At 75.4% G+C, this 24,643-nt stretch carries 24 protein-coding genes; 10 read left to right on the forward strand and 14 right to left on the reverse strand.

The features are described 5' to 3' along the window. Positions 1–214: 214 nt before the first annotated feature. The 3 genes from GWJ10_RS17840 to GWJ10_RS17850 all read left to right on the forward strand — a co-directional run bounded on the left by GWJ10_RS17840 (position 215) and on the right by GWJ10_RS17850 (position 3,004). On the forward strand, positions 215–1,531 hold the full coding sequence (locus GWJ10_RS17840) for an NAD(P)/FAD-dependent oxidoreductase (protein WP_163188773.1): 1,317 nt from the start codon (positions 215–217) through the stop codon (positions 1,529–1,531). 123 nt (positions 1,532–1,654) lie between these two features. Then, positions 1,655–2,209 carry a PASTA domain-containing protein gene (locus GWJ10_RS17845; RefSeq protein ID WP_163188723.1) on the forward strand — a complete coding sequence of 185 codons (555 nt, stop codon included), beginning with the start codon at positions 1,655–1,657 and terminating at the stop codon, positions 2,207–2,209. A 111-nt stretch (positions 2,210–2,320) separates the two neighbouring features. After that, positions 2,321–3,004 carry an SDR family oxidoreductase gene (locus GWJ10_RS17850; RefSeq protein WP_163188774.1) on the forward strand — a complete coding sequence of 228 codons (684 nt, stop codon included), beginning with the start codon at positions 2,321–2,323 and terminating at the stop codon, positions 3,002–3,004. A gap of 3 nt (positions 3,005–3,007) precedes the next feature. On the opposite strand, the gene GWJ10_RS17855 is transcribed toward GWJ10_RS17850, so the two are convergent. Further along, entirely contained in the window at positions 3,008–4,168 is a 1,161-nt protein-coding gene (locus GWJ10_RS17855) for a hypothetical protein (RefSeq protein ID WP_163188775.1), read from the reverse strand. A 110-nt stretch (positions 4,169–4,278) separates the two neighbouring features. Next, positions 4,279–6,069, reverse strand: a complete 1,791-nt coding sequence (locus GWJ10_RS17860; RefSeq protein ID WP_163188776.1) for a M28 family peptidase — start codon at positions 6,067–6,069, stop codon at positions 4,279–4,281. Between the two features lie 222 nt (positions 6,070–6,291). Here GWJ10_RS17860 and GWJ10_RS17865 point away from each other — a divergent pair, with 222 nt between their 5' ends. Further along, positions 6,292–7,650: an exonuclease domain-containing protein gene (locus GWJ10_RS17865; RefSeq protein ID WP_163188777.1), complete on the forward strand. Its 1,359-nt coding sequence runs from the start codon at positions 6,292–6,294 to the stop codon at positions 7,648–7,650. A 28-nt stretch (positions 7,651–7,678) separates the two neighbouring features. On the opposite strand, the gene GWJ10_RS17870 is transcribed toward GWJ10_RS17865, so the two are convergent. After that, positions 7,679–8,125: a PASTA domain-containing protein gene (locus tag GWJ10_RS17870; protein ID WP_163188778.1), complete on the reverse strand. Its 447-nt coding sequence runs from the start codon at positions 8,123–8,125 to the stop codon at positions 7,679–7,681. Positions 8,126–8,262: 137 nt separating this feature from the next. On the opposite strand from GWJ10_RS17870, the gene GWJ10_RS17875 reads away from it, so the two are divergent. The 3 genes from GWJ10_RS17875 (at position 8,263) to GWJ10_RS17885 (ending at position 10,871) form a co-directional block, all read left to right on the forward strand. Then, positions 8,263–9,219 carry a hypothetical protein gene (locus GWJ10_RS17875; RefSeq protein WP_163188779.1) on the forward strand — a complete coding sequence of 319 codons (957 nt, stop codon included), beginning with the start codon at positions 8,263–8,265 and terminating at the stop codon, positions 9,217–9,219. 102 nt (positions 9,220–9,321) lie between these two features. After that, a complete protein-coding gene (locus GWJ10_RS17880) occupies positions 9,322–9,849 on the forward strand; it encodes an Hsp20/alpha crystallin family protein (RefSeq protein WP_163188780.1) in 528 nt (175 codons plus the stop codon). A 287-nt stretch (positions 9,850–10,136) separates the two neighbouring features. After that, complete coding sequence (locus tag GWJ10_RS17885; protein WP_241005892.1) at positions 10,137–10,871, forward strand: excalibur calcium-binding domain-containing protein; 735 nt, start codon at positions 10,137–10,139, stop codon at positions 10,869–10,871. Between the two features lie 5 nt (positions 10,872–10,876). On the opposite strand, the gene GWJ10_RS17890 is transcribed toward GWJ10_RS17885, so the two are convergent. Further along, on the reverse strand, positions 10,877–11,374 hold the full coding sequence (locus tag GWJ10_RS17890) for a heme-degrading domain-containing protein (RefSeq protein ID WP_076404403.1): 498 nt from the start codon (positions 11,372–11,374) through the stop codon (positions 10,877–10,879). 25 nt (positions 11,375–11,399) lie between these two features. Here GWJ10_RS17890 and GWJ10_RS17895 point away from each other — a divergent pair, with 25 nt between their 5' ends. Further along, positions 11,400–12,770 (forward strand): ADP-ribosylglycohydrolase family protein, encoded by a 1,371-nt coding sequence (locus tag GWJ10_RS17895; RefSeq protein WP_241005893.1) that lies wholly within the window; start codon positions 11,400–11,402, stop codon positions 12,768–12,770. Positions 12,771–13,030: 260 nt separating this feature from the next. On the opposite strand, the gene GWJ10_RS17900 is transcribed toward GWJ10_RS17895, so the two are convergent. The 5 genes from GWJ10_RS17900 to GWJ10_RS17920 form a co-directional block, all read right to left on the reverse strand. Then, positions 13,031–13,918 carry a PaaX family transcriptional regulator C-terminal domain-containing protein gene (locus GWJ10_RS17900; RefSeq protein WP_163188782.1) on the reverse strand — a complete coding sequence of 296 codons (888 nt, stop codon included), beginning with the start codon at positions 13,916–13,918 and terminating at the stop codon, positions 13,031–13,033. Then, complete coding sequence (kynU, locus tag GWJ10_RS17905) at positions 13,915–15,198, reverse strand: kynureninase (RefSeq protein WP_163188783.1); 1,284 nt, start codon at positions 15,196–15,198, stop codon at positions 13,915–13,917. Before kynU ends, GWJ10_RS17900 begins: the two co-directional genes overlap by 4 nt. After that, the gene (locus tag GWJ10_RS19640; RefSeq protein WP_206158436.1) at positions 15,195–16,241 is read right to left on the reverse strand and encodes an amidohydrolase; all 1,047 of its coding nucleotides are present in this window, start codon (positions 16,239–16,241) and stop codon (positions 15,195–15,197) included. Before GWJ10_RS19640 ends, kynU begins: the two co-directional genes overlap by 4 nt. Further along, positions 16,238–17,107 (reverse strand): tryptophan 2,3-dioxygenase family protein, encoded by an 870-nt coding sequence (locus tag GWJ10_RS17915; protein WP_076404398.1) that lies wholly within the window; start codon positions 17,105–17,107, stop codon positions 16,238–16,240. The genes GWJ10_RS19640 and GWJ10_RS17915 overlap by 4 nt, the downstream gene beginning before the upstream one ends. A gap of 103 nt (positions 17,108–17,210) precedes the next feature. Beyond that, the gene (locus tag GWJ10_RS17920; protein ID WP_076404397.1) at positions 17,211–17,900 is read right to left on the reverse strand and encodes a histidine phosphatase family protein; all 690 of its coding nucleotides are present in this window, start codon (positions 17,898–17,900) and stop codon (positions 17,211–17,213) included. Between the two features lie 79 nt (positions 17,901–17,979). On the opposite strand from GWJ10_RS17920, the gene GWJ10_RS17925 reads away from it, so the two are divergent. Then, positions 17,980–18,921 carry a ribonuclease Z gene (locus GWJ10_RS17925; RefSeq protein WP_163188784.1) on the forward strand — a complete coding sequence of 314 codons (942 nt, stop codon included), beginning with the start codon at positions 17,980–17,982 and terminating at the stop codon, positions 18,919–18,921. Positions 18,922–19,057: 136 nt separating this feature from the next. On the opposite strand, the gene GWJ10_RS17930 is transcribed toward GWJ10_RS17925, so the two are convergent. Then, positions 19,058–19,483 (reverse strand): ChaB family protein, encoded by a 426-nt coding sequence (locus tag GWJ10_RS17930; RefSeq protein WP_163188785.1) that lies wholly within the window; start codon positions 19,481–19,483, stop codon positions 19,058–19,060. Positions 19,484–19,598: 115 nt separating this feature from the next. On the opposite strand from GWJ10_RS17930, the gene GWJ10_RS17935 reads away from it, so the two are divergent. Continuing rightward, complete coding sequence (locus GWJ10_RS17935; RefSeq protein ID WP_163188786.1) at positions 19,599–20,270, forward strand: hypothetical protein; 672 nt, start codon at positions 19,599–19,601, stop codon at positions 20,268–20,270. Between the two features lie 92 nt (positions 20,271–20,362). Here GWJ10_RS17935 and GWJ10_RS17940 read toward each other — a convergent pair whose 3' ends face one another. The 4 genes from GWJ10_RS17940 to GWJ10_RS17955 form a co-directional block, all read right to left on the reverse strand. Continuing rightward, a complete protein-coding gene (locus GWJ10_RS17940; RefSeq protein ID WP_241005894.1) occupies positions 20,363–21,148 on the reverse strand; it encodes a glycerophosphodiester phosphodiesterase family protein in 786 nt (261 codons plus the stop codon). Next, positions 21,145–22,533: an ABC transporter substrate-binding protein gene (locus tag GWJ10_RS17945; protein ID WP_086149887.1), complete on the reverse strand. Its 1,389-nt coding sequence runs from the start codon at positions 22,531–22,533 to the stop codon at positions 21,145–21,147. The genes GWJ10_RS17940 and GWJ10_RS17945 overlap by 4 nt, the downstream gene beginning before the upstream one ends. A 98-nt stretch (positions 22,534–22,631) precedes the next feature. After that, on the reverse strand, positions 22,632–23,540 hold the full coding sequence (locus tag GWJ10_RS17950; protein WP_076404392.1) for a carbohydrate ABC transporter permease: 909 nt from the start codon (positions 23,538–23,540) through the stop codon (positions 22,632–22,634). Beyond that, positions 23,537–24,421: a sugar ABC transporter permease gene (locus GWJ10_RS17955; RefSeq protein ID WP_241005899.1), complete on the reverse strand. Its 885-nt coding sequence runs from the start codon at positions 24,419–24,421 to the stop codon at positions 23,537–23,539. The genes GWJ10_RS17950 and GWJ10_RS17955 overlap by 4 nt, the downstream gene beginning before the upstream one ends. Between the last annotated feature and the right edge of the window lie 222 nt (positions 24,422–24,643).

A 24,643-nucleotide genomic window follows, 5' to 3' on the forward strand; every position in this document is an offset into this window, starting at 1 on the left:
TGGTCACCACCACGCCTCTACCTCGCGCGACCAGCGCTCTACCTCGCGGGACCGGGGCTCTACCTCGCGGGACCGGGGCTCTCCCTCGGGGGCCGGGCGCCTGTTCGGCGTGGGGGCGGGGTTCGCCGTAACCTGGCACACGTCGTCGGCGACGTCCGCGACGCAGTCGGGCGGGCACCGGCGCTCTCCCACCCCGTCGCCCCGAGGAGGCCACGTGCCCGAGCCCGTCACCGCTGCCCCCGCCCCGGCAGCCGCCGCCCCGCTACCGCACGTCGTGGTGGTCGGCGCCGGGTTCGCCGGGCTCGCCGTCGTCAAGGGGCTCGCCAAGGCGCCCGTGCGCGTGACGCTCGTGGACCGCCGCGTCTACAACACGTTCCAGCCGCTGCTCTACCAGGTCGCGACGGGCGGCCTGAACCCCGGCGACGTCACCTACTTCCTGCGCGGGCTGCGGCTCAAGCAGAAGAACGTGCGGGTCGTGCACGAGCACCTCGTCGGCATCGACCACGAGGCGCGCCGCATCCGCCTCCTCAACGACGAGTGGGTCGACTACGACTACCTCGTCGTCGCGAACGGCGTCACGGCCAACTTCTTCGGCACCCCCGGCGCCAAGGAGAACTCGTTCCCCATGTACTCGCGGTCCCAGGCCATGAAGATCCGGGACACGCTCTTCATCCGCCTCGAGAAGGCCGCGGCGAACCCCGGCAAGGACGAGGGGCTGCGGGTCGTCGTCGTCGGCGGCGGCGCGACGGGCGTCGAGGTCGCGGGGGCGCTCGCGGAGCTCCGCACCGCGGGGCTGCGGCCCGCCTACCCGGAGATCCACGGCGACGCGTTCGAGGTGAAGATCGTCCAGCGCGGCGGCGAGGTGCTCAAGTCGTTCCACCCGAGGCTGCGCCGTTACGCCGCGGAGGAGCTGCGCCGTCGCGGCGTCGGCCTGCACCTGGGTGCCGGGGTCGCGGAGGTGCTGCCCGACGCCGTCGTCCTCACCGACGGCACGCGCATCCGCTCCGACCTCACGGTGTGGTCGGCGGGGGTCCACCCCCACGAGGAGGTCGACGACTGGGGCCTGCCGCGCGGCGAGGGCGGGCGCGTCGTCGTCGGCGACGACCTCCAGGTCGAGGGCCTGCCGGGCGTGTTCGCGGCGGGTGACATCGCGATCTCGCCCGCCGGGCTGCCGCAGCTCGCGCAGCCCGCGATCCAGTCGGGCGAGCAGGTCGCGCGGAACATCGAGGCGCTCCTGGCCGGGCGCCCGACGACGTCCCTGCGGTACTTCGACAAGGGCACCATGGCGGTCATCGGCCGGCGCGCGGCGATCGCCGAGGTCGTGGGGAGGCTGCGGCTCACGCGCGGCGTCGCGTGGCTCGCGTGGCTGTTCGTCCACATCATGGGGCTCATCGGGCCGCGCAACCGCCTCACGACGCTCGCCGGTCTGGTCACGCGCTACGGCTTCCCGTTCCACCGTCGGCCCATCCCGATCGTCGGCGACGTGCCGACCGTCCGGCCGCCGAAGCGCACCGGCACCGGCCGCCCCTGACGCCCGACGGCAGCCCGCGCGCAGGCCGACCGGGCACCCGTCGCGTACCCTCGATCACGCAATCAGTTTCAGGGGGCAACCGGGGGCGGTGCAGTGGCAGGACGTATGACGGACCCGTCGGCGATGACGGACCGGACGAGCACCAGGAAGCACGACGACGGGACGCGCGACGCCGCGCGGCCGCGGGTCGTGGGAGCACCGCGACGCGCACGGGCGGTCGTGCTCGCCGTCGTGGCCGTGACCGCGCTCGCCGGGTGCCGCGTGGACGGGCTGCCGGGCGGCCCGGGGAGCCCGTCGCCGTCGCCCACGTCGCACCCGACGACGACCCCCACCTCCGAGCCGACCGTCGAGCCGACGCCGAACCCGACCGGAGAGCCGACAGGCGGCCCCGGTGAGCCGGGCAGCTCGGACGGGGTCGAGGTCTCGGTCGAGATCGAGCCGGCGTTCTCCATGCCCAACCTCGTCGAGACGCGGCTCAAGCAGGCGCGTGCCGACCTGGAGAAGCGCGGGGCGGTGACGGTCGTCGTCGTCGACGCGCGCGACGCGCGGGCCGGTGCCCTGCCCGGCGCGGCCAACGGCTGGACGGTGTGCGCGCAGGACCCGGAGGGCGGGGACCTCGTGCGCGCGTCGCAGACCGTGACGCTCGACGCCGCCCCGAACGCGAAGCAGTGCCCGTGACGCGCCCCTGACCGGGTCCCGTCACACCCGGGCCCGGGCCGCCCCGGGTGGCGGCGCGGACGACGACGGAGGACGGTGGACTCCCACTCTCCACAGACAGGAGTCCGCCGCATGAAGATCGCCCTCGTCGGTGCCCACGGCAAGGTGGGCCGGCTGCTCGTCCCGATCCTCGTCGACCACGACGCGACCGTCACAGGGATCGTGCGCGCCGAGGAACAGCTCCCGCTCGTCCGCCGGCTGGGCGGCGAGCCGCTCCTGCTCGACGTCGAGCACGCCTCGACCGAGGAGATCGCCGCCGCGCTCGACGGGTTCGACGCCGTCATGTGGTCGGCCGGAGCCGGCGGCGGGGACCCCGAGCGGACGTACGCCGTCGACCGCGACGCCGCCAGTCGCACCATGGACGCGGCCGTCGCGGCCGGGGTGCCGCGCTACGTCATGGTGTCGTGGATCGGGTCGGTGCCCGACCACGGCGTCGACCCGGACTCGAGCTTCTTCGCCTACGCCGACGCCAAGCTCGCCGCCGACGACCACCTGCGCGGCACCGACCTCGACTGGACCGTCCTCGGCCCGGGCACGCTCACCGACGACGACCCGACCGGGGCGATCCGCGTCGTCGGCGACGGCCCGGACGGCCTCGACGGCGCGGACGACGTGCCCGACGGCGCGGCCTCCCGCGTCTCGCGCGCGGACGTCGCGATGGTGGTCGCCCAGGCGCTGCGCACGCCGTCGACCGTCGGGCGCTTCATCCGCTTCACCGCGGGCGACACCCCGGTCCTCGAGGCGCTCGACCGATAGCCGTCAGCGCCCGAGGCGCCGGCCCACCCGCTCGCGCAGGTCGAGCGCCGTGCGGCGCCACGTCGCCGCGCGCGCCACGACCGACCCGACGCTCGTGTCCTCGGCCCGCACATGCACGACGTCGACCCCGCGCTCCGCCGCCGTGCGGACGAGCGTGTCCGTCGCGCCGCGCAGCGCGAGCTGGAGCAGGACCGACGTCGTGCTGGCCTGCGCCTCGCCCGTCCCGAACCGCCGCCGGTAGACGACCTGGGTGACCACGCGGTCGAACATCCGGTCCGGTGGCGCGTCCGCGTCGGCCACGTCCGCGCTGCCGTCGGGCCGGTCTGCGGCACCGCCCTCGGTTCCGCACGCGCCGAAGAGCGCGTGCGTGTCGGCGAGGACGTCGTCACCGTCCGCGTCCGGCGGCAGCACGGCGAGGTAGAGCGAGAGCAGGAGCTCGCTGATCTTGCCCAGCACCCACGCCCGGCCGGGCAGCGGGGGCAGCGCCACGACGTACTGCGCGAGGTTCACCTCCAGCGCCTCGGCCGACAGGCACGTCCACGCGGGCGCCGTGCGGACCTCGACCACGCGGTCCCAGTCGACGTCCTTGCCGTCCAGGCCGACCCGCCGAGGGCCGATCGTCACGGCGCCGAACCGGTCGAGCAGCGCGAGCGGCGCCGTCGCGAACCGCGGCACGTACGGGACGAGCCGCACGACCCCCTGGACCGACACATCCCACTCGCGTTCGAGCGGGTACGTCGGGCGGGGGTAGGCGGCGATCACGCGGCGCACCCACTCCGCGACGACGTCGTCGAACCCACCGTCGGCCGCAGCGGCGTCGGGCAGGCGACCGTCCGCGCCGTCGGTCACGGCAGCGTCGTCCGCGAGCGCCTCGACGAGCGCGTCCTCCAGCGCGGTGTCGAGATCAGGTCCGGGGACCGCCTCGGGCGCCGGGTCGCCGTCGTCGCGCCGCGCACGACGGCCGGGGAGCGCGCCGGGGAGCGAGAACGAGGACCGCGGGAGCGTGGGTCGCGGCAGCGCCCAGAGGGCAGGGACGCGCAGGAGACGTCTCTCGCCGAGCAGCCGCGCGAGGGTGCTGCGCCCGTCGCCCGACGTCGTGCCCGGCAGGTCGGGGCCCTGTCCCGGCTCGTCGTCCGTCGTCGTCAGGAACGGTTCCTTCGCCATGTGCCCCCCGTCCGTCGCGCCTCCCGACGGCGCACCGCGAGCCAGCGTAGACCGGGCGGGGCCGCCCTCCCGTGGAGGACGGCCCCGCCCGTCAGGTCGACGCGGAGGCGTCAGCCGCAGTCGATCGCGTCGTACGCCACGTCGTACCGCTGGTACACCGGGTCGCCGCCGCGCCACTGGTAGGCCGCGACCGTCGCGGTGCCCGCCGCGACCGACGACGCGCGCGTGCTGAACGACTGGTACGCGTTCTTGTCCGGCGCGAGGGCGCTGAACTTCTTCTCGCCGAACGGCGTGACGAGCCGGACGTCCGCGGGGGCGTCCTCGCCGTTGGCGCCGCGCACGGCGACGTACGCCGTGCCGTTGAGGCACCGCGCCTCCGCCTCGACGGCGTCGATGCGCGGGTTGCCCACGCCGTTGATCGCGAACGTGTCCTCGGACAGCGCCGCGACGGCGTGCCCGATGGCCCGCGACATGATGTCGAGCGCGGTCGCGTCGACGTTGTCGATCGTGTCCGCCGGCGAGTGGTAGTTCGGGTCGTAGAAGATGCCCTCGGTGCCGCCGAACATCGCGACCTCCTCGGCCGTCTTCGAGCCGTCCGCGCCGGTGAACAGGCCCGACGCCGGGACGCCGTTCTCGATGAACGCCTGGTAGTCGGAGCGGCCCGAGAACTCGGTGTCGACCCAGGGCTGGTCGATGCCGTCGAAGTAGTCGGTGAAGACGGCCTCCGTCTCGGCCGAGCCCGGCGGGACCTCGACCGGGGCCGGGTAGGTCGACTCGTTCGCGTCGTACACGCCGATGATGTAGTTCGGCGAGCCGACCATGTCGAAGTTGAGGTACGTCGCGATGTCGTCGAGCGCCGCCGGGTCGTTCGCGGCGAGGTCGCTCACGTAGTGGGTCGAGCCGCGCAGGCCGACCTCCTCGGCGCCCCACCACGCGAACCGGACCGCGTTCTCGACGTCCTGGCCGCCGTCGGTCGCGGCCGCGAGCTGGACCGCGACCTCGAGGATCGCGGCGGAGCCGGAGCCGTTGTCGTTGATGCCCGGGCCGTCCTCGACGCCGTCGAGGTGCGCACCGACCATGACGACGTTGTGGTCGCGCCCGCCCGGGGTCTGGGCGAGCACGTTGAACGTCTCGAACTCCTCGACGTGGGTCTGCAGGTCGTAGGTCGCGACCGGCTCCGCGCCGCCCGCGATCGCGGCGAGGATCTGCTGGCCCGCGGCCTGCGTGATGCCCACCGTCGGGACCCACGCGTCGTTCTCGGCGCCGAGGGTCGGGCTCAGCGCGCCGTCGGTGTTGTTGTACAGGATCACGGCCGCCGCACCGGCCTGCGCCGCGTACAGCGCCTTGTCAGCGAACGGGCACGAGCCGCGGCTGATCAGCGCGACCGCGCCGCTCACGGCGACCCCGTCCCACGTGTCCGGGGTGCAGCCCTGGACGAGCGCGTCGGCGGGCTGCACGATCGGGCCCGTGACGCCGTCGTCCGGGGTGTCGGGCGCGAACTCGGCCGGGTAGACGTCCGACGTCACCTCGACGCCGGCCGCTGTGAGGGACAGCTCGTCGGTCTCCAGGTCCTCGAACGTGAAGTACTGGCGCTCGGGCTCGTAGCCCGCGGCCCGCAGGGCGTCCTCGACGTAGACGGCGCTCGCCTCGTAGCCGGGCGTCTCCAGCGCGCGGTTGCCGCCGTTGGCGTCCGCGATGTCCTGGAGGTCCTGGAGCCGCTGCATGACCGCGTCGCCGGTGACGAGGTCCTCGAGCGGGGGCGGTGCCGCGGCGGCCCGCAGGCTGCCGGCGGCCGTGCCGGACGCGGCGCCGAGAGGCTCGGCGCCGACGGGAACTGCGGTCAGCGCCGCGAGCACGAGGCCCGCTACCGCTGCGGACGGGACGATCGTTCGTGGTCTCACGCATCCTCCTCGACAGTGGCCCCCGCGGACCACCCCCGGTCGTGTCGGGGTGCGGCCGAGTCGCACACGAGACGCGACGCTGCGGAGGCTCGTGTGCTCGCGAGCGTATGCCTCCCGGGCCGCGCGCGGAACCCCCGGGCGGCACGAGCGTGAGGAGTTCACACGACCGTAACGGCCGCGGCGCCGGAGCAGGTCGTGGGCGACGTCGGGCAGACTGTGCCCGTGCCCGGATTCGCCGTCGTCGACCTCGAGACCACGGGGTTCTCGCCCCGCCTCGGCGACCGCGTCGCCGAGGTCGCGGTCGTCCTCGTGGACGACGCCGGTCGCGTCGAGGACGAGTGGTCCACCCTGGTCAATCCCGAGCGCGACCTCGGGCCGCAGCACGTGCACGGCATCGCCGCGGCGGACGTCGCGCTCGCGCCGACGTTCGACCGCGTCGCGCCCGCGCTCCTGCGCCTGCTCGCCGGGCGCGTGCTGGTGGCCCACAACGCGGCGTTCGACACGCGCTTCCTGCGCGCCGAGATCGGGCGCGCCGGGATCGCCGCGGCCATCGACCCCGTCGCGTGCCTGTGCACGCAGCAGCTCGCGAGCCGCTACCTCACGGGCTCGCGGGCACTGGCCGCGTGCTGCGCGGCCGTCGGCGTCGTGCACGACGGCGTCCACTCGGCCCTGGGCGACGCGCGCGCCACCGCGGGGCTGCTCGGGTATTACCTCGACGTCGCGTCCGACGACGAGTGCTGGGCCGTCGCGCGCGCCGCGGCGGACGGCGTCCGCTGGTCGCTGCCCGCCGTCCTGCCCGGTGCCGAGCCGGTGCTGCGCGGCACCAGCCGCGCCCGCGGGCACTGGCTCGCGGCGCTCGCCGACCCTCCCGCCGTTCCGGACCCGTCTCCGCCCGGCGCCCCGGGAGCGGACGCGCGGCGCGACGTGAGCACGTACCTGCGCCTGCTCGACGAGGCGCTCCTCGACCGCTACGTCTCGCACGCCGAGCGGGCCGCGCTGCTCGCGGAGGCCCGGCACGCCGGGCTCGACCGCGCGACGGTCGAGGCCCTGCACCGCGACTACCTGGCCGCGCTGGCCCGGGCCGAGCTCGACGCGCTCGACGGGACGACCGCCACGGGCGATCGCGACGACGGCGCGGCGCTGCGCGACGACCCGGCGCTGCACGAGGTCGCGGGGCAGCTCGGCCTCGACGCCGACGACGTCGCGGGAGCCGTCGAGGCGGCGCTCGGGACGCGCCTGTTCGACGCGGTCGCGGACGTCGGGGCCCCGGGCACCGCGGCACCGGGGGCCGCCGCCCTGGGCGCCACGGTCCCGGCCCGACCCGCGTTCGTGCTCGCCGCGGGCGACGAGGTCGTGCTCACCGGCTCGATGTCGCGGACGCGGGAGGCCTGGGAGCGCGACGTCCGCGCCGCGGGCCTCTCCCCCTGGCCCTACGTCACGCGCCGCACGCGGCTCCTCGTCGCCGCCGACCCCGACTCCCTCTCGACGAAGGCCCGCACCGCCCGCCGCTACGGCGTCCCGGTCGTCACCGAGGCGGCGTTCGAGCGCCTGCTCGCCGTTTCCGGTGCACGGGCAGCGTGAACTGCGACCGGTCCCGTGCGGGACAGTCTCACGGGCACGTCTCGTCGAGCTTGACCGCCGCCAACGTCACCACCGTCGAGATCGGTACCACCGCACCCGGCGCCGGGTCCTGCGCGCAGACTGTCCAGTTCGAGTCGTCGATCGCGAGACGCTCCAGACCCGTCGCGTCCTGCTGATCCATCACGTAAGAGTCCATGGTCTGCAGCAGGTCCTGGGCATCCTGGAGGTTCTGGCCGACCACCGCCGGCATGGTGAACGTCTGCTCCGTGGCGCCGGTGGCACCGGAGCCCGCGTCAGCCGTCGTGGGCTGCTCCGGAGCGCTCTCCTCGGCCATTGTGGGCTCTGGTCCCGTGCCCTGCGCCTCCGCTTCTTGCGTCTCGGTCACCGTCACCGTCGCGGGTTCCGCAGGGCTTCCCGTGCACGCCGTGAGCGACACCATCGCCACCCCGACAAGACCCCAGAATCGTCGTTTCATCATTCCCCCTCGCCAGCCTGACCTCCAGAGTCCCCCAGCCTTCGTGGCCGCGGACAGGGCCGAGCGGGTGAATTGCTGCTCGGCCCTCACGAACGTGGCCAGAGCACGGCGGCCCCCGGGGTGCGACGCTGGGAGTCATGACCACGCGCGGCACGGGAGACGGCATGACCGACGACGCGCTCGACGTCGACGCGCTCGTCGACGGCCTCTTCGCACTCCCGCTCGAGCAGTTCGTCGTGGCGCGCACGGCCGCCGCGAAGCGGGTCAAGGCGTCGGGCGACGCGGTCGGTGCGGAGCGCGTCGGCCGGCTCACGAAGCCGACGGTGGCGGCGTGGGTCGTGAACCAGGTGGCGCGCGAGCGGCCGGACGACGTCGCCGCGCTCGTGAGCCTCGGGGACGAGCTGCGCGACGCGACGGCCGACCGCGACCGCACCCGCCTGCGCACGCTCGACCGGCTGCGGCGCGAGCGGGTGGAGCGCGTCGTCGGGGAGGTGCGCGACGCCGGCGAGATCGCGGGCCGTGCGGTGTCCGGGACGGCGGTCGACCGGCTCGCGGAGACTCTCACGGCAGCGGTGATGGACCCCGACGCGGGCGCGCTCGTCCGAGCAGGCCGGTTGTCGCAGGCGCTCCAGCACGTCGGGTTCGGGATCGTCGACGAGGGCGGCGAGCCGGCCGACGTCGTCGAGCTGCGCGCGCGCACGGGCGCAGTCACGGACGGCGGCGGGACGACCGACGGCGACGAGGAGCCCCCGGCCGACGCCGAGGAGGAGGACGCCCAGGAGGCGGCCGAGCGCGAGGTCGAGGAGAGCGCGGCCGAGGTCGACCGGCTGGAGGCCGAGCGCGACGACGCCGACACCCGCGCGCGCGAGGCGGGGGACGCCGTCGGGCAGGTGGAGGACGAGCTCGCCCGCGTCGAGGACGAGCTCGCGCGGCTCGCCGACGAGCGCGAGGCGCTGCGCGCCCGCCTGAGCGACGCGCGGGACGCGGAGTCCGCCGCGCGGGAGGCGCTCGACGCGGTCGACGAGCGGCTCGACGCCGCCGAGGAGCGCGCCGCGGCCGCGCGCAAGGCCCGCCGGGCGGCGCGCCGCCGCTGAGGCCGTTCGTCGTGCGCGAACTCGGGACTGAGCGGGACACGCTCAAGGTTGCACAGGTCAGACGCCACGGCCCCCGTGGCACGACCGACCTGGAGGACCACCATGATCAGCACCTACACCGTGGCGCCGTTCCGTCCGCTCCCCACCGAGCGGCTCGTGCGCCAGCTCTGGACGCGCCCGTCCGGCGCGGGCGTCGCCCCCACGGGCTTCGCGCCCGCCGCCGACGTCTACCGCGAGGGCGACGACCTCGTCGCCCGCTTCGACCTGCCGGGCGTCGACCCGGAGCGCGACGTCACCGTCGAGCTCGAGGGTCGCCGGCTCGTCGTCCGCGGCGAGCGTCGTGACCAGCGCGTCGTCGAGGCTCCGGCCGAGGAGGCGGCCGACGACGCCGAGCAGGCCGAGGGCGAGCAGCCCGCGGCGGGCACCGACGAGGCGGCCGAGGCCGCCCCGGCCGGGCGCCGCGTCCGCGAGGTCCGGTTCGGCGAGTTCCGCCGCACCGTCACCCTGCCGAAGACCGCGGAGGCCGACGCCGTCCGCGCGTCCTACGACGCGGGCGTGCTCACCGTGACCGTCGCCGGCGTGTTCGCCGGCCGCGCTCCCCAGCGCATCGAGGTCACGCGCGCGGCCTGACGCCGCACCGCCGGCGCGACGCCCGACGTCGCGCCGGCCCTCCGACCCGGCCGCGCACGCCCCTGCGCGGTCGGACGGCGGGGCCGGCACCCTCGTGGTGCCGGCCCCGACCGCTCTCTCGCACGGCTCACGGGACCGACGTCCCCGACCGGGCGTCTGACGTCCTTTCACCCCGTCACGCCCTCCCCGAGGCGGCTGACCGCGCGTTAGCGTTCACCTCACACCCCCAGGAGGGTTCGGTCGTGCCCGTCGACGTCGACGCGGCGACCGCGAGACGAGGACGACGCATGGCCCTGAGATTCAACGCCCCTCCCGGGTGGCCGATGGCCCCCGGGGACTGGCGCCCCGAGCCGGGCTGGACCCCGGACCCTGCCTGGCCGTCCGCGCCCGAGGGTTGGACGTTCTGGGTCGAGGACACCACCACCGCACCGTCGACCGGGGCCGCGCGGCCTCGACGCGGGCGCCGGGCGGCCCTGCTGACCGCAGCGGGCGTCGCCCTGTTCGTCGTCGGGCTGCTGGTCGGACAGGGCAACTCGGGCCGGGCGCTCGACGAGGCGAGGACCCTCGTCGCGCAGGCGGCCGACGAGCAGGACGCGGTCGAGGGCGAGCGCGCCGAGCTGGACGCCGAGCGGACCGCGCTCGAGGAGCAGACGGCCGCCGCACAGGCGACCCAGGCCGAGCTGGACGAGCGGGCGACGGCGCTCCAGACGTCGGAGGCCGATGTCGCGGCGCGCGAGGGTGCGGTCGCGACCGTCGAGGCCGACCTGGCGACCCGGGTGTCCGACGTCGAGGGCCGCGAGGCGGCCGTCGCCCAGGCGGAGGCGGCCGCCGCCGCGGCCCGCTCGACCCAGCAGTCCCGGCCCAGCGCCCCGGCCGGGGTCGCGGACACCGGGGGCAGCACGTCCACGTACTACCAGAACTGCGACGCGGTGCGGGCCGCCGGCGCGGCTCCGCTGCTCCGTGGCGAGCCGGGCTACGCCCCCAAGCTCGACCGCGACGGCGACGGCGTCGCCTGCGAGTAGGTGCGTCAGCCTTCGGTCGCGCCTGCGCGGCCGAGGAACGACCGCAGCGCCTCGGTGACGAGCGCGTGGTCGTCGCCCTGCGCGAGCCCGGACACGGTGACGACGCCGACGATCCCGACGCCCTCGACCCGGACGGGGAACGCGCCGCCGTGCGCGGCGTACTCCTGGAGCGGGAGGTCGTGCTTCTCGTTGAACGACGTCCCCGTCGCCCGTGCCCGCAGGCCCACGAGGTACGACGACGCCCCGAACCGCTCGACGACCCGCACCTTGCGCTCGACCCACGTGTCGTTGTCCGGCGTCGTGCCCGCGCGCGCGGCGTGGAACACCTGCTGCGGCCCCTTGCGGACGTCGATCGTCACGGGCAGGTCGCGCTCGTCGGCGAGCTCGACGAGGAGGCAGCCGAGCCGCCACGCGTCGTCGTGCGTGAAGGTGCGGAGCACGAGGTCGCGCTCGTCCGCCTCGACGGAGGCGACGAGGGCGGCGAGGTCGTCGGGCGTCGTCATGCGGTCATCGTGGCACGATCGCGACGTGACGACGACGCCCGTTCCCCGCCCGGCAGCCCCCGACCCGCTCGACCACGGCCTGCTCGACCGCGCGTCGGGGGTGCTGCTCGCGCAGGCGGCGGGCGACGCGCTCGGCGTGCCGTACGAGTTCGCGCAGCCGCCCGGGCCAGGGCACCGCGACGAGGTCGCGGTCATGCGCGGGGGCGGGCTCGGCCCGTACGCGCCCGGCGAGTGGAGCGACGACACCCAGATGTCGGTGTGCGTCGCGCGCGTGACCGCGGCGCACGACGTCCTCTCCCCCGTGCCCGACGCGTTCGGGGCGACGCCGCTCGACGACGTCGCCGCCGCGTTCGAGGCCTGGCGCACCGGGGGCGCGTCCGACGTCGGGACGCAGACCGCCGCCGTGCTGCGCGACGCCGCCGCCCGCCGTGGTCCCGCCGCGACTCGGCTGCGCGAGGCGTCCGCGGCGCTGCACGCGGCGACCGGCCGCACCGCCGGGAACGGCGCGCTCATGCGGACGGGCGTCGTCGGGCTCGTCGCGCTCGACGACCGGGACGCGACCGCCCGCGCGGCGCGCGCCGTCGCGGAGATCACGCACACCGACCCGCTCGCCGCCGAGTCGTGCGTGCTGTGGTCGGAGGCGGTGCGCGTCGCGGTGACGGAGCAGCGGCTCGACGTGCGGGCCGGTCTCGACCTGCTCGACCCGGAGGCCGCGGCGCGCTGGTCGGCGTGGGTCGCGGACGCGGAGTCCGCCCGGCCCGAGGCCGACCTCCGGCAGAACGGCTTCACGGTGACCGCGCTCCAGGCGGCGTGGCGCGCGATCGCGACGACGTCCCCACCGGAGCGCTCGCGGTTCGCGGGTCGGGACCACCTGGTGGCGGCGCTCCAGGCCGCGGTCGCCGTCGGCGGCGACACCGACACCGTCGCGGCGATCGCGGGCAGCCTCCTGGGCGCGCGGTACGGCGCCCGCGCGGTGCCGGACGAGTGGTCCGCGGCCGTCCACGGCTGGCCCGGGATCGGCCGCCGCGTGCTCACGGCGCTGGCGCGCCGCACCGCCCAGGGCGGCCTCGTGCGCTCCGAGGCGCTCGTCCTGCCCGACGGCGACGCGCGCCCCGTGCAGCACTGCCCGCTGTGCGGGACGCTGCTCCGCGAGAACCCCCGCTACCCGCGTCACGTGTGCGGGTGGTGCGCGCAGGACGTCACCGACGAGGCGGATCGTCCCGTCGTCCTGGCGAACGCGACCATCACGGGCGGGTACACCGCACAGCGCCCGGACGGCTCGCCCGCGTCGGCCGAGGTGCTCGCGGGGAGGGTCTGGATCGACGGCGTCGCGCTCCGCGCGCAGGAGGCCCGGTTCGGCGGGGTCGTCGTGCAGCCGCTCGGCGACCCCGCCTGAGCCGGCAGCGCGCTCGCGCTCCAGGCCCGGGGGCGTGGCCTCCGCCGCAGGAGACCCTGGAGGGCGACGTCGGCGGGGACCCCGGGTCCGTGGGTTCCGCCGCAGGTCAGGGTCCGCGCGGCGACGACCGTCGGACCACCGTGGCGGCGTCGGACCCGTGGTGAGACGCGCTGTCACCGTAGGGAGCGGGGACGGCTCGCACGCGTCGTCGCGGTGAACGCGCGGCGACCGACCGGCGAACAGGGCGCGTCGTGCCCCGGTCAGCGCCCGACGACGTCCCGCACGTGCTCGGACGCGGGAGCCGCGAGGGTCTCGCGGATCCGCTCGAACAGCGCGACGCTCGCCGTCCCCGGCCAGTCCGCGGGCAGCGCGTCCGAGGGCAGCCCGGGGTCGGCGTACGGGATCGGCCGCCAGTCGTCGACGGCGCGGACCCACCGTGCGAACGCGGCACGCGGCGAGCCGTCGTCCGCGGCACGCGGCGAGCCGTCGTCCGCGGCGGGCGGGCCGCCGTCGGGCACCGCGCCGAGACCTGCCCGGGAGGCATCGTGCCGGGCGAGGAACGCGCGGTGCAGCGCCGCGACCCGGTCGAGGTCCCACCAGCGCGCCGCCGCGTCCGCGAACGACCCCGCGAGGCGCGGCGCCCCCGCGAGGAACACCGTCGCGGCGTCGCGGACCTCCAGCGCCACGAGGATCTCCTCGACCTCGTCCACGAGGTGACCGGGCGTGATCCACAGCCCGTCCGCGACGCTCCCGGCGCCGATCCACGCGAGGTGCCGGCGCAGCTGGTGCCGCGCGTCGCGCCGCTCCTCGGGCAACGAGTACGACACGAGGCACCACGGGTCGCCGCCGCCCTGCTGCCGGTAGCCGAAGATGCGCCGGTCACCGCGCGCGAGCATCGGCCCGGCGTCGGGCGCGAGCCGGTACCCGGCGCGGCCGTCGTCGAGCGTCTCGCGCACGAGCAGGCCCTTGGCCTTGACGCGCGAGACCGCGCTGCGCGCCCCCGCGGGCGGCACGCCGAGCGCGCCGAGCAGGTCGACCAGGTCCGCCACCGCGACCGCACCGCCCAGGTCCCGGACGTACAGCCCGACGACGGTGCGCAGCAACGACGTCGTGCTCCCGGGCCGGGAGTCGAGGTCGTCGAGGATCACGCGGACCCGGCCGTGCCGGTCGTGCGGCCGCCGAGGACCTCGGCCAGGGCGTCGCGCACCGCCTCGACGCCGACGCGCACCTCGTCGAAGCTCGTCGAGAGCGGGGACAGGCCGAGGCGCAGGCCGTTCGGGCGGCGGAAGTCGGGGATCACGCCGCGCTCCCAGAGCAGCGGGAGCGTCGCCTCGAACGCGTCGTGGTCGACGGTCACGTGGCTCCCCCGGCGCTCGGGGTCGCGCGGCGACGCGTACCGGGCACCGAGCGGGAGCAGCAGGTCGTCCACGAGGGCGGTCGCGTGCTCGGTGAGCGCGACGGACTTGGCGCGGACCGCCGCCATCCCGGCGGCGTCGACGAGGTCGAGCATGTCCTGCATCGCGAGCATCCCGACGATCGCGGGCGTCCCCGAGAGGAAGCGCCGGACGCCGTCGTGCGGCGCGTACGCCGGACCCATCTCGAACGGCGCCGCGCTCCCCATCCAGCCCTGGATCGGCTGGGTGAGCGCGCCCTGGAGGTCGGCGCGCACGTAGCCGAACGCGGGCGCGCCGGGACCCCCGTTGAGGTACTTGTACGTGCAGCCCGCCGCGAGGTCGACGCCCCACACGTCGAGCTCGACGGGGACCGCGCCCGCGGAGTGGCACAGGTCCCACAGGACGAGCGCCCCGGCATCGTGCGCGAGGGTCGTGATCGCGGCGGCGTCGCTCACGTACCCCGACCGGTACGCGACGTGGCTGAGCAGCACGAGCGCGGTGCGGTCGGAGAGGACCTCCGCCACCTGCTCCGGGGTCACGCCGCCGTCGTGGTCGGGCGTGATCCGCCGCAGCGTCGCGCCGTGCTCGCGCGCGACGCCCTCCAGCACGTACCGGTCCGTCGGGAAGTTCCCGGCGTCGAGCACGATCTCGTCGCGACCCGCGACCTGCGGCGCCGAGAGCGCAGCGCGCACGAGCTTGTAGAGGATCACGGTCGTCGAGTCCCCGACGAACGTCTGGCCCGCCGCCGCGCCGAGCGTCACCGCGCCGATCCGGTCGCCCAGCGTCAGCGGGAGCTCGTACCACTCCTCGTCCCAGCCGCGGATGAGCCGCGCTCCCCAGACGTCGGTCGCGAACCGCGCGAGCCGCTCGGCCGACGCGCGCGTCGGCCGGCCGAGCGAGTTCCCGTCCAGGTAGGCGGTCACCTCGTCGGACGCGACGAACGCGTCGCGGAACCGCGCGAGCGGGTCCGCCGCGTCGAGCGCGGCCGATCGCGTGGCGTGGTCGGTGGTCGTGGCGTCGGTCGTGTGGGTCATCGCCGGTCCTCCGGGGTGCGGGGTGCGCGCGGCGCACCGTGGGGCTCGGGTCGCGCCACGACGACGGCGCGCGCGAACCACGCGGCCACGTCGTCGGGGTCGTCGAGGTCGGGCGGGTCGCCGGGGACCCAGGTCGCGGCGCCGTCAGTGTCGGGTACGGCGCCGTCGTGCGCGATCGCACCGAGGAGCGCGTGCGCGTCGAGTCCGGCCTCCGCGAGCGCCCGCAGCTCACGGGCGTTCACACCGGGCGGGAGCGGGCCGTTGCCGAGGTCGGTGCCGTAGACGACGGTCCCCCCGAGCGCGACGAACCGCCGCACGTTGTCGATCGCGACGTCCTGCTCGGCCGTCGGGCTCCCCCACCCGTGCACGTCGAGCGTGCTCACCCAACCCACCCGGCTCACCCTCGCCCCGCCGAGCACGGGGTGACCGTCGCCGTCCGGCTCATCTCGCCCGTCACCCCGTGCTCGACCGTGTGGAAGGTCGTGCTCGGCGGGGCGGCGGCGGGCCATCGCCGCCAGGAGGTTTTCGGGCAGGCGCTCGCTGAACGGGGCGTGCGCCAGCCGGTCGACGCCCGCCTCGAACGCGCGGGCCGCCATGCCGCGCCCCTCCACGTGCGCGACGACGTCCCGACCCCGCGCGTGGGCGTGGCCGACGAGCGCGGCGAGGGTGACGTCGTCGGGCACCGGGCCGGCGCCGGAGTGCAGGGCGACCTTGACGAACGAGGCCCCCGCGGCGACCTGGCGATCGACGGCGGCGACGGCCGCCTCGGGCGAGCCGACCTCCTCGACGGACCCGGCGGGCGCCCACGACCGGTCCGACGGGTAGCCCCCGGGGGCGGTGAGGAACGCGCCCGCGAACGCGACCGCCGGGAAGCCGGGACGCCCGGGCCAGGTGCGCGCGACGTCGGTCACCCACCCGAGGTCGTGCACGACCGCGATCCCGCCGCGTCGCACCGCGACCGGGTCGACGAGGCCGAGGTGCACGTGCGCGTCCGCGAGCGGCGGGAGCCAGGTGCCGCCGTCGTCCGCCCGGCCGAGGCTCACGACCGCCCGATCTCGGTGCGGACGGCGAACAGCTCAGGGAAGAACGTGAGGTCGAGGGCGCGCTGGAGGAAGCCGACGCCGCTCGACCCGCCCGTGCCGCGCTTGGTGCCGATGATGCGCAGCACCGTCTTCATGTGGCGGAACCGCCAGAGCTGGAAGTTGTCCTCGAGGTCGACGAGCTCCTCGCACGTCTCGTACGCGGACCAGTACGTCTCCGGGTCGTCGTAGATGCGCCGGAAGACCTCGACGAGGTCGTCGTCGAGCGTGTGCGCGACCGTGACGTCGCGGTCCAGGACGCGCTGCGGGACGTCGTGGCCGTGCCGCGCGAGGTGGCGCAGGAACTCGTCGTAGACGCTCGGCTCGGCGAGCAGGCGGGCGAGCTCGGCGCGCGCGTCCGGCTCGGCGTCGAACACGTCGAGCATGCGCGCGTTCTTGTTGCCGAGCAGGAACTCGACCGCGCGGTACTGCCACGACTGGAAGCCGGACGCGTGCCCGAGGAACCCGCGGAACTGCGCGTACTCGCTCGGGGTGAGGGTCGCGAGGACGGACCACTGCTCGGTGAGCGTGCGCTGCACGTGCTTGACGCGCGCGACGCGCTTGAGCGCGGCGCCCAGCTCGTCGGCGGCGAGCAGGTCGCGCGCGGACAGGAGCTCGTGCAGCACGAGCTTGAGCCAGAGCTCCGTCGTCTGGTGCTGCACGATGAACAGCATCTCGTCGTGGTGCTCCGGGTCGCTCACGGGCTCCTGCGCGGCGAGCAGCGTGTCGAGGTGCAGGTACGACCCGTACGTCATCTGCTCGCGCAGGTCCGTGACGATGTCGGACTCCAGCGCGCGCTCGTTCGGCGCGGGCAGCGGTGCGTCGGCCATCCGTCGAGCGTATGTCACGAACGTGACGACCGCTAGATCCGTGCGATGCGTCGGGATGTCGCAATGATCTGATCATTGCGTCATTCCGACCGGGTGGTAGGGGTCAGTCGTCCGCCGCGGCGCGGCGCTCCTCCTCGTCGACGGACTCGCCCGTCGGGTCCTCCGCGACGAGGTCGTCGAGGAACGCGCCGCCCAGCGGCCCGTCGCTCAGCCCGACGAACCGCCAGCCCGACGCCGGGTCCCCCTCGACCTCGACGAGCCCGGTGTTCGCGAGCGGGGTCCACGCGAGCCGGTCGACGTCGACGCCCGCGGCGCGCGCGCACGCCCACGCGCGGATCGCCGCGCCGTGCGACACGACGACGGCGGTCTCCCACCCGGTCCGCGCGACGGCGGCGAGGGCGTCGTCGTACCGGTCGAGGAACTCGGTGCCGTCGGGGCCGCCGGGCACCCGACGACCGGGCTCGCCGCGCCCCCACGCGAACACCGTCTCGAGGTAGAGGGCGTGGTCGTCGTGGTCGGCGGACATCTCCAGGTCGCCCGCGTCGACCTCGCGCAGGCCGTCGAGCTCGAGCGGTTCCAGACCGTGGCGCTCGACGAGCGGCGCCGCGGTGAGGTGCGTGCGCACGAGCGTGGACACTGCGACGCCGTCGACCACGCGGCCCGAGAGCGCGTCCGGGATCGCTGCCGCCTGGCGCGCCCCGAGGGCGGTGAGGCCCGGCCCGGGCAGGGCGGTGTCGAGCAGGCCGGCGACGTTGGACGGGGTCTGTCCGTGACGGACGAGCAGCAGGCGCATGGTTCTCCGGTTCTCGGGTGCGGGGGTCTCCTGCCACCCTACGAGCCCGGCAGCGAGCGCGGCGTGGCACGCTGGGCGCATGTCCCGCCGCGAGCTCGTCGTCCTGGGGACGGCCAGCATGGTCCCGACCCGCACGCGCAACCACAACGGTTACGTCCTGCTCTGGGACGACGAGGCGATCCTCTTCGACCCCGGCGAGGGCACCCAGCGGCAGATGACGTTCGCCGGGGTGTCGGCGACCGACCTCACGCGCATCGCGATCACGCACCTGCACGGCGACCACAGCCTCGGCCTCGCGGGCGTCTCCCAGCGCATCAGCGGCGACGGGGTGCGGCACACGATCGGGGTGACCTACCCGGCGTCGGGCCAGCGGTGGGTGAACCACCTGCTCGACGCGAGCGCCCACTACCGCCGCGGCCACCTGGAGCTCCAGCCGGTCACGACGGACGGCGTGCTCCCGCCCGTCCCCGGCCGCCCGGAGCCGGGCTTCACGCTCCGCGCCGAGCGCCTCGACCACACGATCGAGGCCGTGGGCTACCGCCTCGACGAGCCCGACGGCCGGTCGCTCGACCCCGCGCTCCTCGCCCGGCACGGGCTCGCGGGGCCGGTCGTGGGCGAGCTGCAGCGCGCGGGCCGCGTCACGACGCCCGACGGCCGGACCGTCACCCTCGACGACGTGAGCGGCCCCCGGCCCGGCCAGTCGTTCGCGTTCGTCATGGACACGCGCCTGTGCGACGCGGTGCATCGGCTCGCGGACGGCGTCGACCTGCTCGTCATCGAGTCGACGTTCCTCGACCGCGATCGCGAGCAGGCCGAGCGCTGGGGCCACCTCACGGCCCGGCAAGCCGCGACGGTCGCGGCCGAGGCGGGCGTCCGGTCGCTCGTCCTCACGCACTTCTCCCAGCGGTACCCCGACCCGACGGAGTTCTGGCGCGAGGCCCGCGAGGTGTTCGACGGCGAGCTCACCGTCGCACAGGACCTCGACCGCGTGCGGGTCCCCCACCGCCGTCGGCCCGCCTGACCCCGACGAGCCGACCGCCGAGGACCACGGCTCTACCTCGCGGAACCAGGGCTCTACCTCGCGGAACCGGGGCTCTCCCTCGGCGAGGTAGAGGCGCGGTCGCGCGAGGTAGAGGTGGGGTCGCGGGGTCTGCGGGTCAGTCGCCGCGGGCGCGGCGGGTCGCGCGGTCGTTGGCGCGCTGGATCGCCTCGATGAGCTCGTCCTTGGTCATGGTCGACCGGCCGTCGACGTCGAGCCGGCGGGCGACGTCGAGCAGGTGCTCCTTGGTCGCGTTCGCGTCGACGCCCCCGGCGGTGTCCGTGGTCGAGTCGAGCCCGCCCTCCTCGGCGCGGTCGTCGGACGGGCCGGGCTCGTCCTTCGGCTCCCAGTGGTCGCCGATCTTCTCGTGCGTGTGCTTGAGCGCCGCGAACGCCACGCGCCGCGCGCGCTCCTCCGAGCCGTACTGCTCCCTCGCGGCGTCGTAGGCCTTCGCGAACGTGCGCTGCGCCTTCTCGTCCGAGCGCTGCAGCGTGCTGGGGATCTCGGACTGCTTCGCGTCGCCGTCGCGCGTCGTCTTCGGCACGGGTCACCTCCTGCTGCCCGACGGCGGTCGCCGCCTCCCCTGAGCGTCCCGCCCCGGGCGACGGCTCGCGCGCCGAACGGGGGCGGGCGCGCCGGGCGCGGCCTACGCTGCCGGGATGTCGAGCGTCCTGCGGTTCCGCGGCCGCATCGCGGGCTGGGGCACGGCGTCCGGGACGCGGGTCGTCGTCGGGCGCTGGGACGCGTCGCCGTTCGGCGCGTTCGCCGACGTCATGGTCGAGCGGCCCGACGGCGAGCGCCTCCTCCTCGCGCCGTCGCGCCCCGTCGCGGAGCTCGTCGCGTCGACCTACCGCTTCGACCGGGTCGTCCTGGTGCCGGTCGCCGTCACCGACGAGCCGGCTCCCGCCGCGCCCGCTGCTGCCCGCGATCACGCGGCGGGTGCGCGACCGGGCCGCGGCCGCCGGCCGGACTGGCACGTGGTGGCCGGGCCGCTCGAGGCGCGGCTCGCCGTTGGGCCGCGCACGACCCTGGGTCACGTGCTGCGCGCGGTGCCGCACCGCGTCGCGACGTCGCGGCACGCGACCGTGCTCACCGACCCCGTCGCGCGCGTGCTGCTGCGCGGGGTCCGGACGCGGGGCAGCGCGGGGCCGGGGCGCACCGAGCACTACGGCGCGACCGACGTCCGCGCGCTCGTCGCCGCGCAGACGTGCTGGGACGGGACGTCGTTGGGCGACCTGCGCGACGTCGTCCCACCGGTCCGGTTCGGCTTCGGGTCGACGCCGCCCCGGCCGAGCGTGACCGACGTCGTCACGACCATCGTCGTGCGCTAACCCGGGAGGCGTCCGCGGCGGGACGCGAGACCGGGGCCGCGCGCCGGACGACGAGCGTCCGGCGCGCGACCCCGGTGGGACCGGTCCGGGCCTCAGACCCCGCGGGCCGCGAGCCAGCCCGCGAGCCGGTCGGGACGGTCGGTGATGATCGCGTCCACCCCGAGGTCGACCGCGGCGGCCCAGTGCGCGGGCTCGTTGAGCGTCCAGACCGCGACCTCGAGACCGGCGTCGTGCAGGCGCTGCACCAGGCCGGGGTCCTCCAGGAGGAGTGCGCCCATCGGGTTGCACGTCACGACATCGAGCTCCGCGCACCGCGCGAGCACGTCGTCGTCGAGCGCCACGACGAGCAGCCCGCGGCGCAGGCCCGGGTCGGCCTCGCGCAACGCGGCGACCGTCTCGGGCCAGAAGCTCTGCGCCACGACCCGGTCGGCGATGCCCGCGAAGCGGATCGGCCCGGTGACGCGCCGCACCTGCTCGACCGTCCACGACCCCTTGAGCTCGAGCAGCAGGTCGGTGCCCGGCCGCCGCACGAGGAGGTCGACGACCTCGGCGAACGTCGGCACGCGCTGGCCGCCGAACGCCGGGGAGAACCACGACCCGGCGTCGAGCGCCCGGATCGCCGCGCGGTCGAGCCGCGCGACCGTGCCGCTGCCGGACGTCGTCGCGTCCACGGTGTCGTCGTGGATGACGACGGGCTCGCCGTCGGCCGTGAGCTGCACATCGATCTCGATGCTGTGCGCGCCGGCCCGCCACGCCGCCTCGAACGCGGCGAGCGTGTTCTGCGGCGCGACGGAGCTGTTGCCGCGGTGCGCGATCACGCGCGGGCGCGCGGCCCGGTCCGGCACCGAGCCCGTCGGCGCGAGGGCCGTCGCCGTCACAGGTACGGCTCCACGTTCTCGCTGTACGCCGTCTCGATGCGCGGCGCGACGGACTCGAACGCGGCCGCCGGGTCCGCGCCCTCGATGACGATCTGCTCGATCGCCTCGTTGAGCAGCGCGTCGGCGCCCGGGATGAAGACGCGCGCGTCGTCCTGCGGGCGCGCCTTGTCGGCGAGCTGGTCGACGGCCGTGCGGAACTGCGGCGTCGCCTCGTAGATGGCCTTCATGGTGTCGGACTCGACGGCCGACGTGCGCACCGGCATGTAGCCCGTGTTCTGCGAGAAGTACGCGGTGTTCTCGGTGTCCGTGAGGAACGCGAGGAACATCGCCGCGGCGAGCTGCTGCTCGGGCGACTTCGACGACGGGATGGCGAGACCGGTCCCCCCGGTCGGGGTGCCGCCGCCGTCGGGGCCGTCGGGCAGGTACGCCGTTCCGACCTCGAACGACGCCGCGTCGAGCGCGCCCTTGAGCGAGCCCGTCGAGCCGATGGTCGAGGCGATGAGACCCGACGAGAAGTCGACCATCGCGTCGTCCGCGGAGAGCGTCGCGACGCCCTTCTCGTGGAAGAGGTCGTGCAGGAACTGGCCGCCCGCGACCGACTCCTCCGAGTCGAGCGTGAGGTCGAACCCGTCGGAGTACGCGCCGCCCTGGCCCCAGATCATGTTCTCGAACCACCACGCGCCCCACGACGGCCCGGTGGAGAGGCCGAGCGTCGAGCCGCCCGACGGGACGAGCGGCTTGAGCGACGCGTCCCACTCCTCGAGCTCCGCCCACGTCTCCGGCCCGCGGTCGGGCAGGCCGGCCGCCGTCCACAGGTCCTTGTTGTAGTAGAAGAGCGGCGTCGAGCGCGCGTAGGGCACGGCCCAGTGCTGGTCGTCGTACTCGTAGTCCGCGTAGAGCGCGGGCTGGAAGTCGTCCGCGTCGGCGTCGACGAACTCGAGCACGTCGTCGAGCGGCAGGATCTGGTCGTTGAGGTGGTAGCGGAACCACCACACGTCGGACGCGATGACGACGTCCGGCAGCTCGTCGGTCTGCGAGGCGGCCTGGAAGCGCTGCGCGACCTCGTCGTAGTTGGCGCCCGCGGTCACGAGGTTGACCGTGATGCCGGACTCCTCCTCGAACCGGTCGATGAGCTCCTGCTCGATCTCCTGCGACGTGCCGGGGTGGTTGCTCCACCACGTGATCTCGGACGCGGGCTCGACGGCCGACCAGTCGACGGCCTCGGCCGCCGCGTCGTCGCCCGCGGTACCGGCGCCGTCGGCCCCGGCCACGCTCGGGCCGGCGCACGCGGTGAGCGCGAGGGCGGTGACCGCCGTGAGGGCGGTGGCGGCGGCGCGGGCCCGACGGCGGCGCGCGGGCCGGCCGGGTGCGGTGCGGTGGGACACAGGTGCTCCTTCAGGTCGTGCACCGGGTGTCGGTGCGCTTCGGGGAACCCGGACCGCTGCGGGCGGGCCGGGGAGTCCGGTGGTCGAACGGGTGCGCGTCAGCCGGTGACGGCGCCCGCGGTGAGGCCCGCGACGAGTCGACGCTGCAGGACGAGGAAGACGACGAGGATCGGCAGCGTCACGACCACGGTCGCGGCGAGCAGCACGCCCCAGTTCGTCATGCCGTCGGTGTTCTGCAGCAGCGTGAGGCCGACGGGGAGGGTCATCTTGTCCGGGCGGTCGATGACGAGGAACGGCCACAGGTAGTCGTTCCACTCCGTCACGACGGACACGAGCGCGACCGCCGCGAGCGTCGGCGTGCTCATCGGCACGACGAACCGCCAGAGCTTGCGCCAGTGCCCCGCGCCGTCGAGCTCGGCGGCCTCGAGGATCGAGCGCGGCAGCGTGAGGAAGTGCTGCCGGAACAGGAACGTCCCGAACGCGCTCGCCAGGCCCGGCACGAGGATGCCCTGGTAGGTGTTGAGCCACCCGAGGCTCGCGACGAGCGTGTAGTTGGGGATGATCGTGATCTGCGGCGGGATCATGAGCGTCGCGATGACGAGCCCGAACACGACCTTCTTGAACGGGAAGTCGAGGAACACCAGCGCGTACGCGCACGTGAGGCCCAGCGCGACCTTGAGGCCCGCGCCCACGACCGTGATCCCGACGCTGTTGAGCAGCAGGCGCCCCAGCGGGATCGAGTCCGCGGCCTGCGCGTAGTTGTCGAGGTTCACGCTGCCCGGGAGCCACTGCAGCGGGACCGTGTACAGCTCGGCGGGCGTCTTCATGCTCGCGAGCACCATCCACACCAGCGGCGCGCCGAGCACGACGGTCGCGAGGACCAGGGCGAGGTACCCGCCCGGCTGGAGGGCCCGGCGTCGGGCACGGGGTGCGCCCGACGGGCGGGGCGCGAGGACGGCCGGCGTGGCGGGCGCCGTCTCGGGACGGGCGGGCGCGACGGCGCTCATGCGTAGTGGACCTTCCGCTGGACGAACCGCATCTGCACCGCGGTCACCGCGAGCAGCACGAGGAACAGGACCGTGGCGACCGCCGACGCGTACCCGGCGCGCCCGTTGACGAAGCTCTCCTCGTAGATCGAGTACATGAGCGTCGTCGTCGAGCCGAGCGGGCCGCCCTGCGTCATCGCCTTGATGATGTCGAAGGACTGGAGCGACGCGAGGAGCATCGTCACCACGAGGAAGAACGTCGTCGGGGTGAGGATCGGCAGGACGATCGAGCGCAGCGTCCGGGCCGACGACGCGCCGTCGAGCGCGGCCGCGTCCTTCAGGTCCTGCGGCACCGACTGGAGGCCCGCCAGGTAGATGAGGGCCACGTACCCGAGGTTCTTCCACAGGTAGACGACGACGATCATCACGAGCGGCCACGGGCGCTGCGTGTACCACTGCGGCGACGCGACGCCGACCCAGCCGAGGAGCTCCTGGACCAGCCCGTAGCGCGGGTCGAACATGAACAGCCACAGGATCCCGACCGCGAAGCCCGACAGCACGTAGGGCGCGAACGCGACGGTCCGGGCGACGCCGCGGCCCCTGAGGCGGCGGTTGAGCAGCAGCGCCAGGCCGAGGCCGAGGACCATCGCGCCGCCGACGGTCGCGAGCGTGAAGACGAGCGTCGTCGTGACGATGCGGCCCGTCGTCGGGGCGGTGAACCACTCGACGTAGTTGCCCAGCCCGACCGGCCGCGCGACCGGCGACCCGAGGTTCCACTGGAGCGTCGAGAGGTAGAAGCTCTGGAGCAGCGGCCGGTAGACGAACACCAGCAGCAGCAGGACGTTCGGGCCCGCGAGCAGGAGCGCCCACAGCAGGTTCCGCCGACGGCGGCGCGCGCCCAGACGGCTGCGGTGCAGCGTCTGGGCCTCGCGGTCGGTGCCCGACGACGTCGGGCCGGCAGGCGATCCCGGCGCGCCGGGACGGGTCGCGCCCGGGCGGGTCGCGTCCGGGCCCGAGGCCGGGGTGGTGGCGCCCGGCGAGGCGCCGCGGGGCGCGCCCGGGGAGCCCGGGAACTCCGGGGTGAGAACGGTGGTCACAGCACAGGTCCGCTCGTCCGAGGGTGC

The sequence above is a fragment of the Cellulosimicrobium sp. SL-1 genome, assembly GCF_011033075.1.
In the GTDB taxonomy this organism is placed as follows: domain Bacteria; phylum Actinomycetota; class Actinomycetes; order Actinomycetales; family Cellulomonadaceae; genus Cellulosimicrobium; species Cellulosimicrobium funkei.

Coding starts and splice junctions, on each gene's coding strand:
- GWJ10_RS17870 (WP_163188778.1), bottom strand. CDS start 8,125: ATGAAACGACGATTCTGGGGTCTTGTCGGGGTGGCGATGGTGTCGCTC.
- GWJ10_RS17880 (WP_163188780.1), top strand. CDS start 9,322: ATGATCAGCACCTACACCGTGGCGCCGTTCCGTCCGCTCCCCACCGAG.
- GWJ10_RS17845 (WP_163188723.1), top strand. CDS start 1,655: ATGACGGACCGGACGAGCACCAGGAAGCACGACGACGGGACGCGCGAC.
- GWJ10_RS17915 (WP_076404398.1), bottom strand. CDS start 17,107: ATGGCCGACGCACCGCTGCCCGCGCCGAACGAGCGCGCGCTGGAGTCC.
- GWJ10_RS17850 (WP_163188774.1), top strand. CDS start 2,321: ATGAAGATCGCCCTCGTCGGTGCCCACGGCAAGGTGGGCCGGCTGCTC.
- kynU (WP_163188783.1), bottom strand. CDS start 15,198: ATGACCCACACGACCGACGCCACGACCACCGACCACGCCACGCGATCG.
- GWJ10_RS17925 (WP_163188784.1), top strand. CDS start 17,980: ATGTCCCGCCGCGAGCTCGTCGTCCTGGGGACGGCCAGCATGGTCCCG.
- GWJ10_RS17950 (WP_076404392.1), bottom strand. CDS start 23,540: ATGAGCGCCGTCGCGCCCGCCCGTCCCGAGACGGCGCCCGCCACGCCG.
- GWJ10_RS17935 (WP_163188786.1), top strand. CDS start 19,599: ATGTCGAGCGTCCTGCGGTTCCGCGGCCGCATCGCGGGCTGGGGCACG.
- GWJ10_RS17890 (WP_076404403.1), bottom strand. CDS start 11,374: ATGACGACGCCCGACGACCTCGCCGCCCTCGTCGCCTCCGTCGAGGCG.
- GWJ10_RS17855 (WP_163188775.1), bottom strand. CDS start 4,168: ATGGCGAAGGAACCGTTCCTGACGACGACGGACGACGAGCCGGGACAG.
- GWJ10_RS17875 (WP_163188779.1), top strand. CDS start 8,263: ATGACCACGCGCGGCACGGGAGACGGCATGACCGACGACGCGCTCGAC.
- GWJ10_RS17920 (WP_076404397.1), bottom strand. CDS start 17,900: ATGCGCCTGCTGCTCGTCCGTCACGGACAGACCCCGTCCAACGTCGCC.
- GWJ10_RS17885 (WP_241005892.1), top strand. CDS start 10,137: ATGGCCCTGAGATTCAACGCCCCTCCCGGGTGGCCGATGGCCCCCGGG.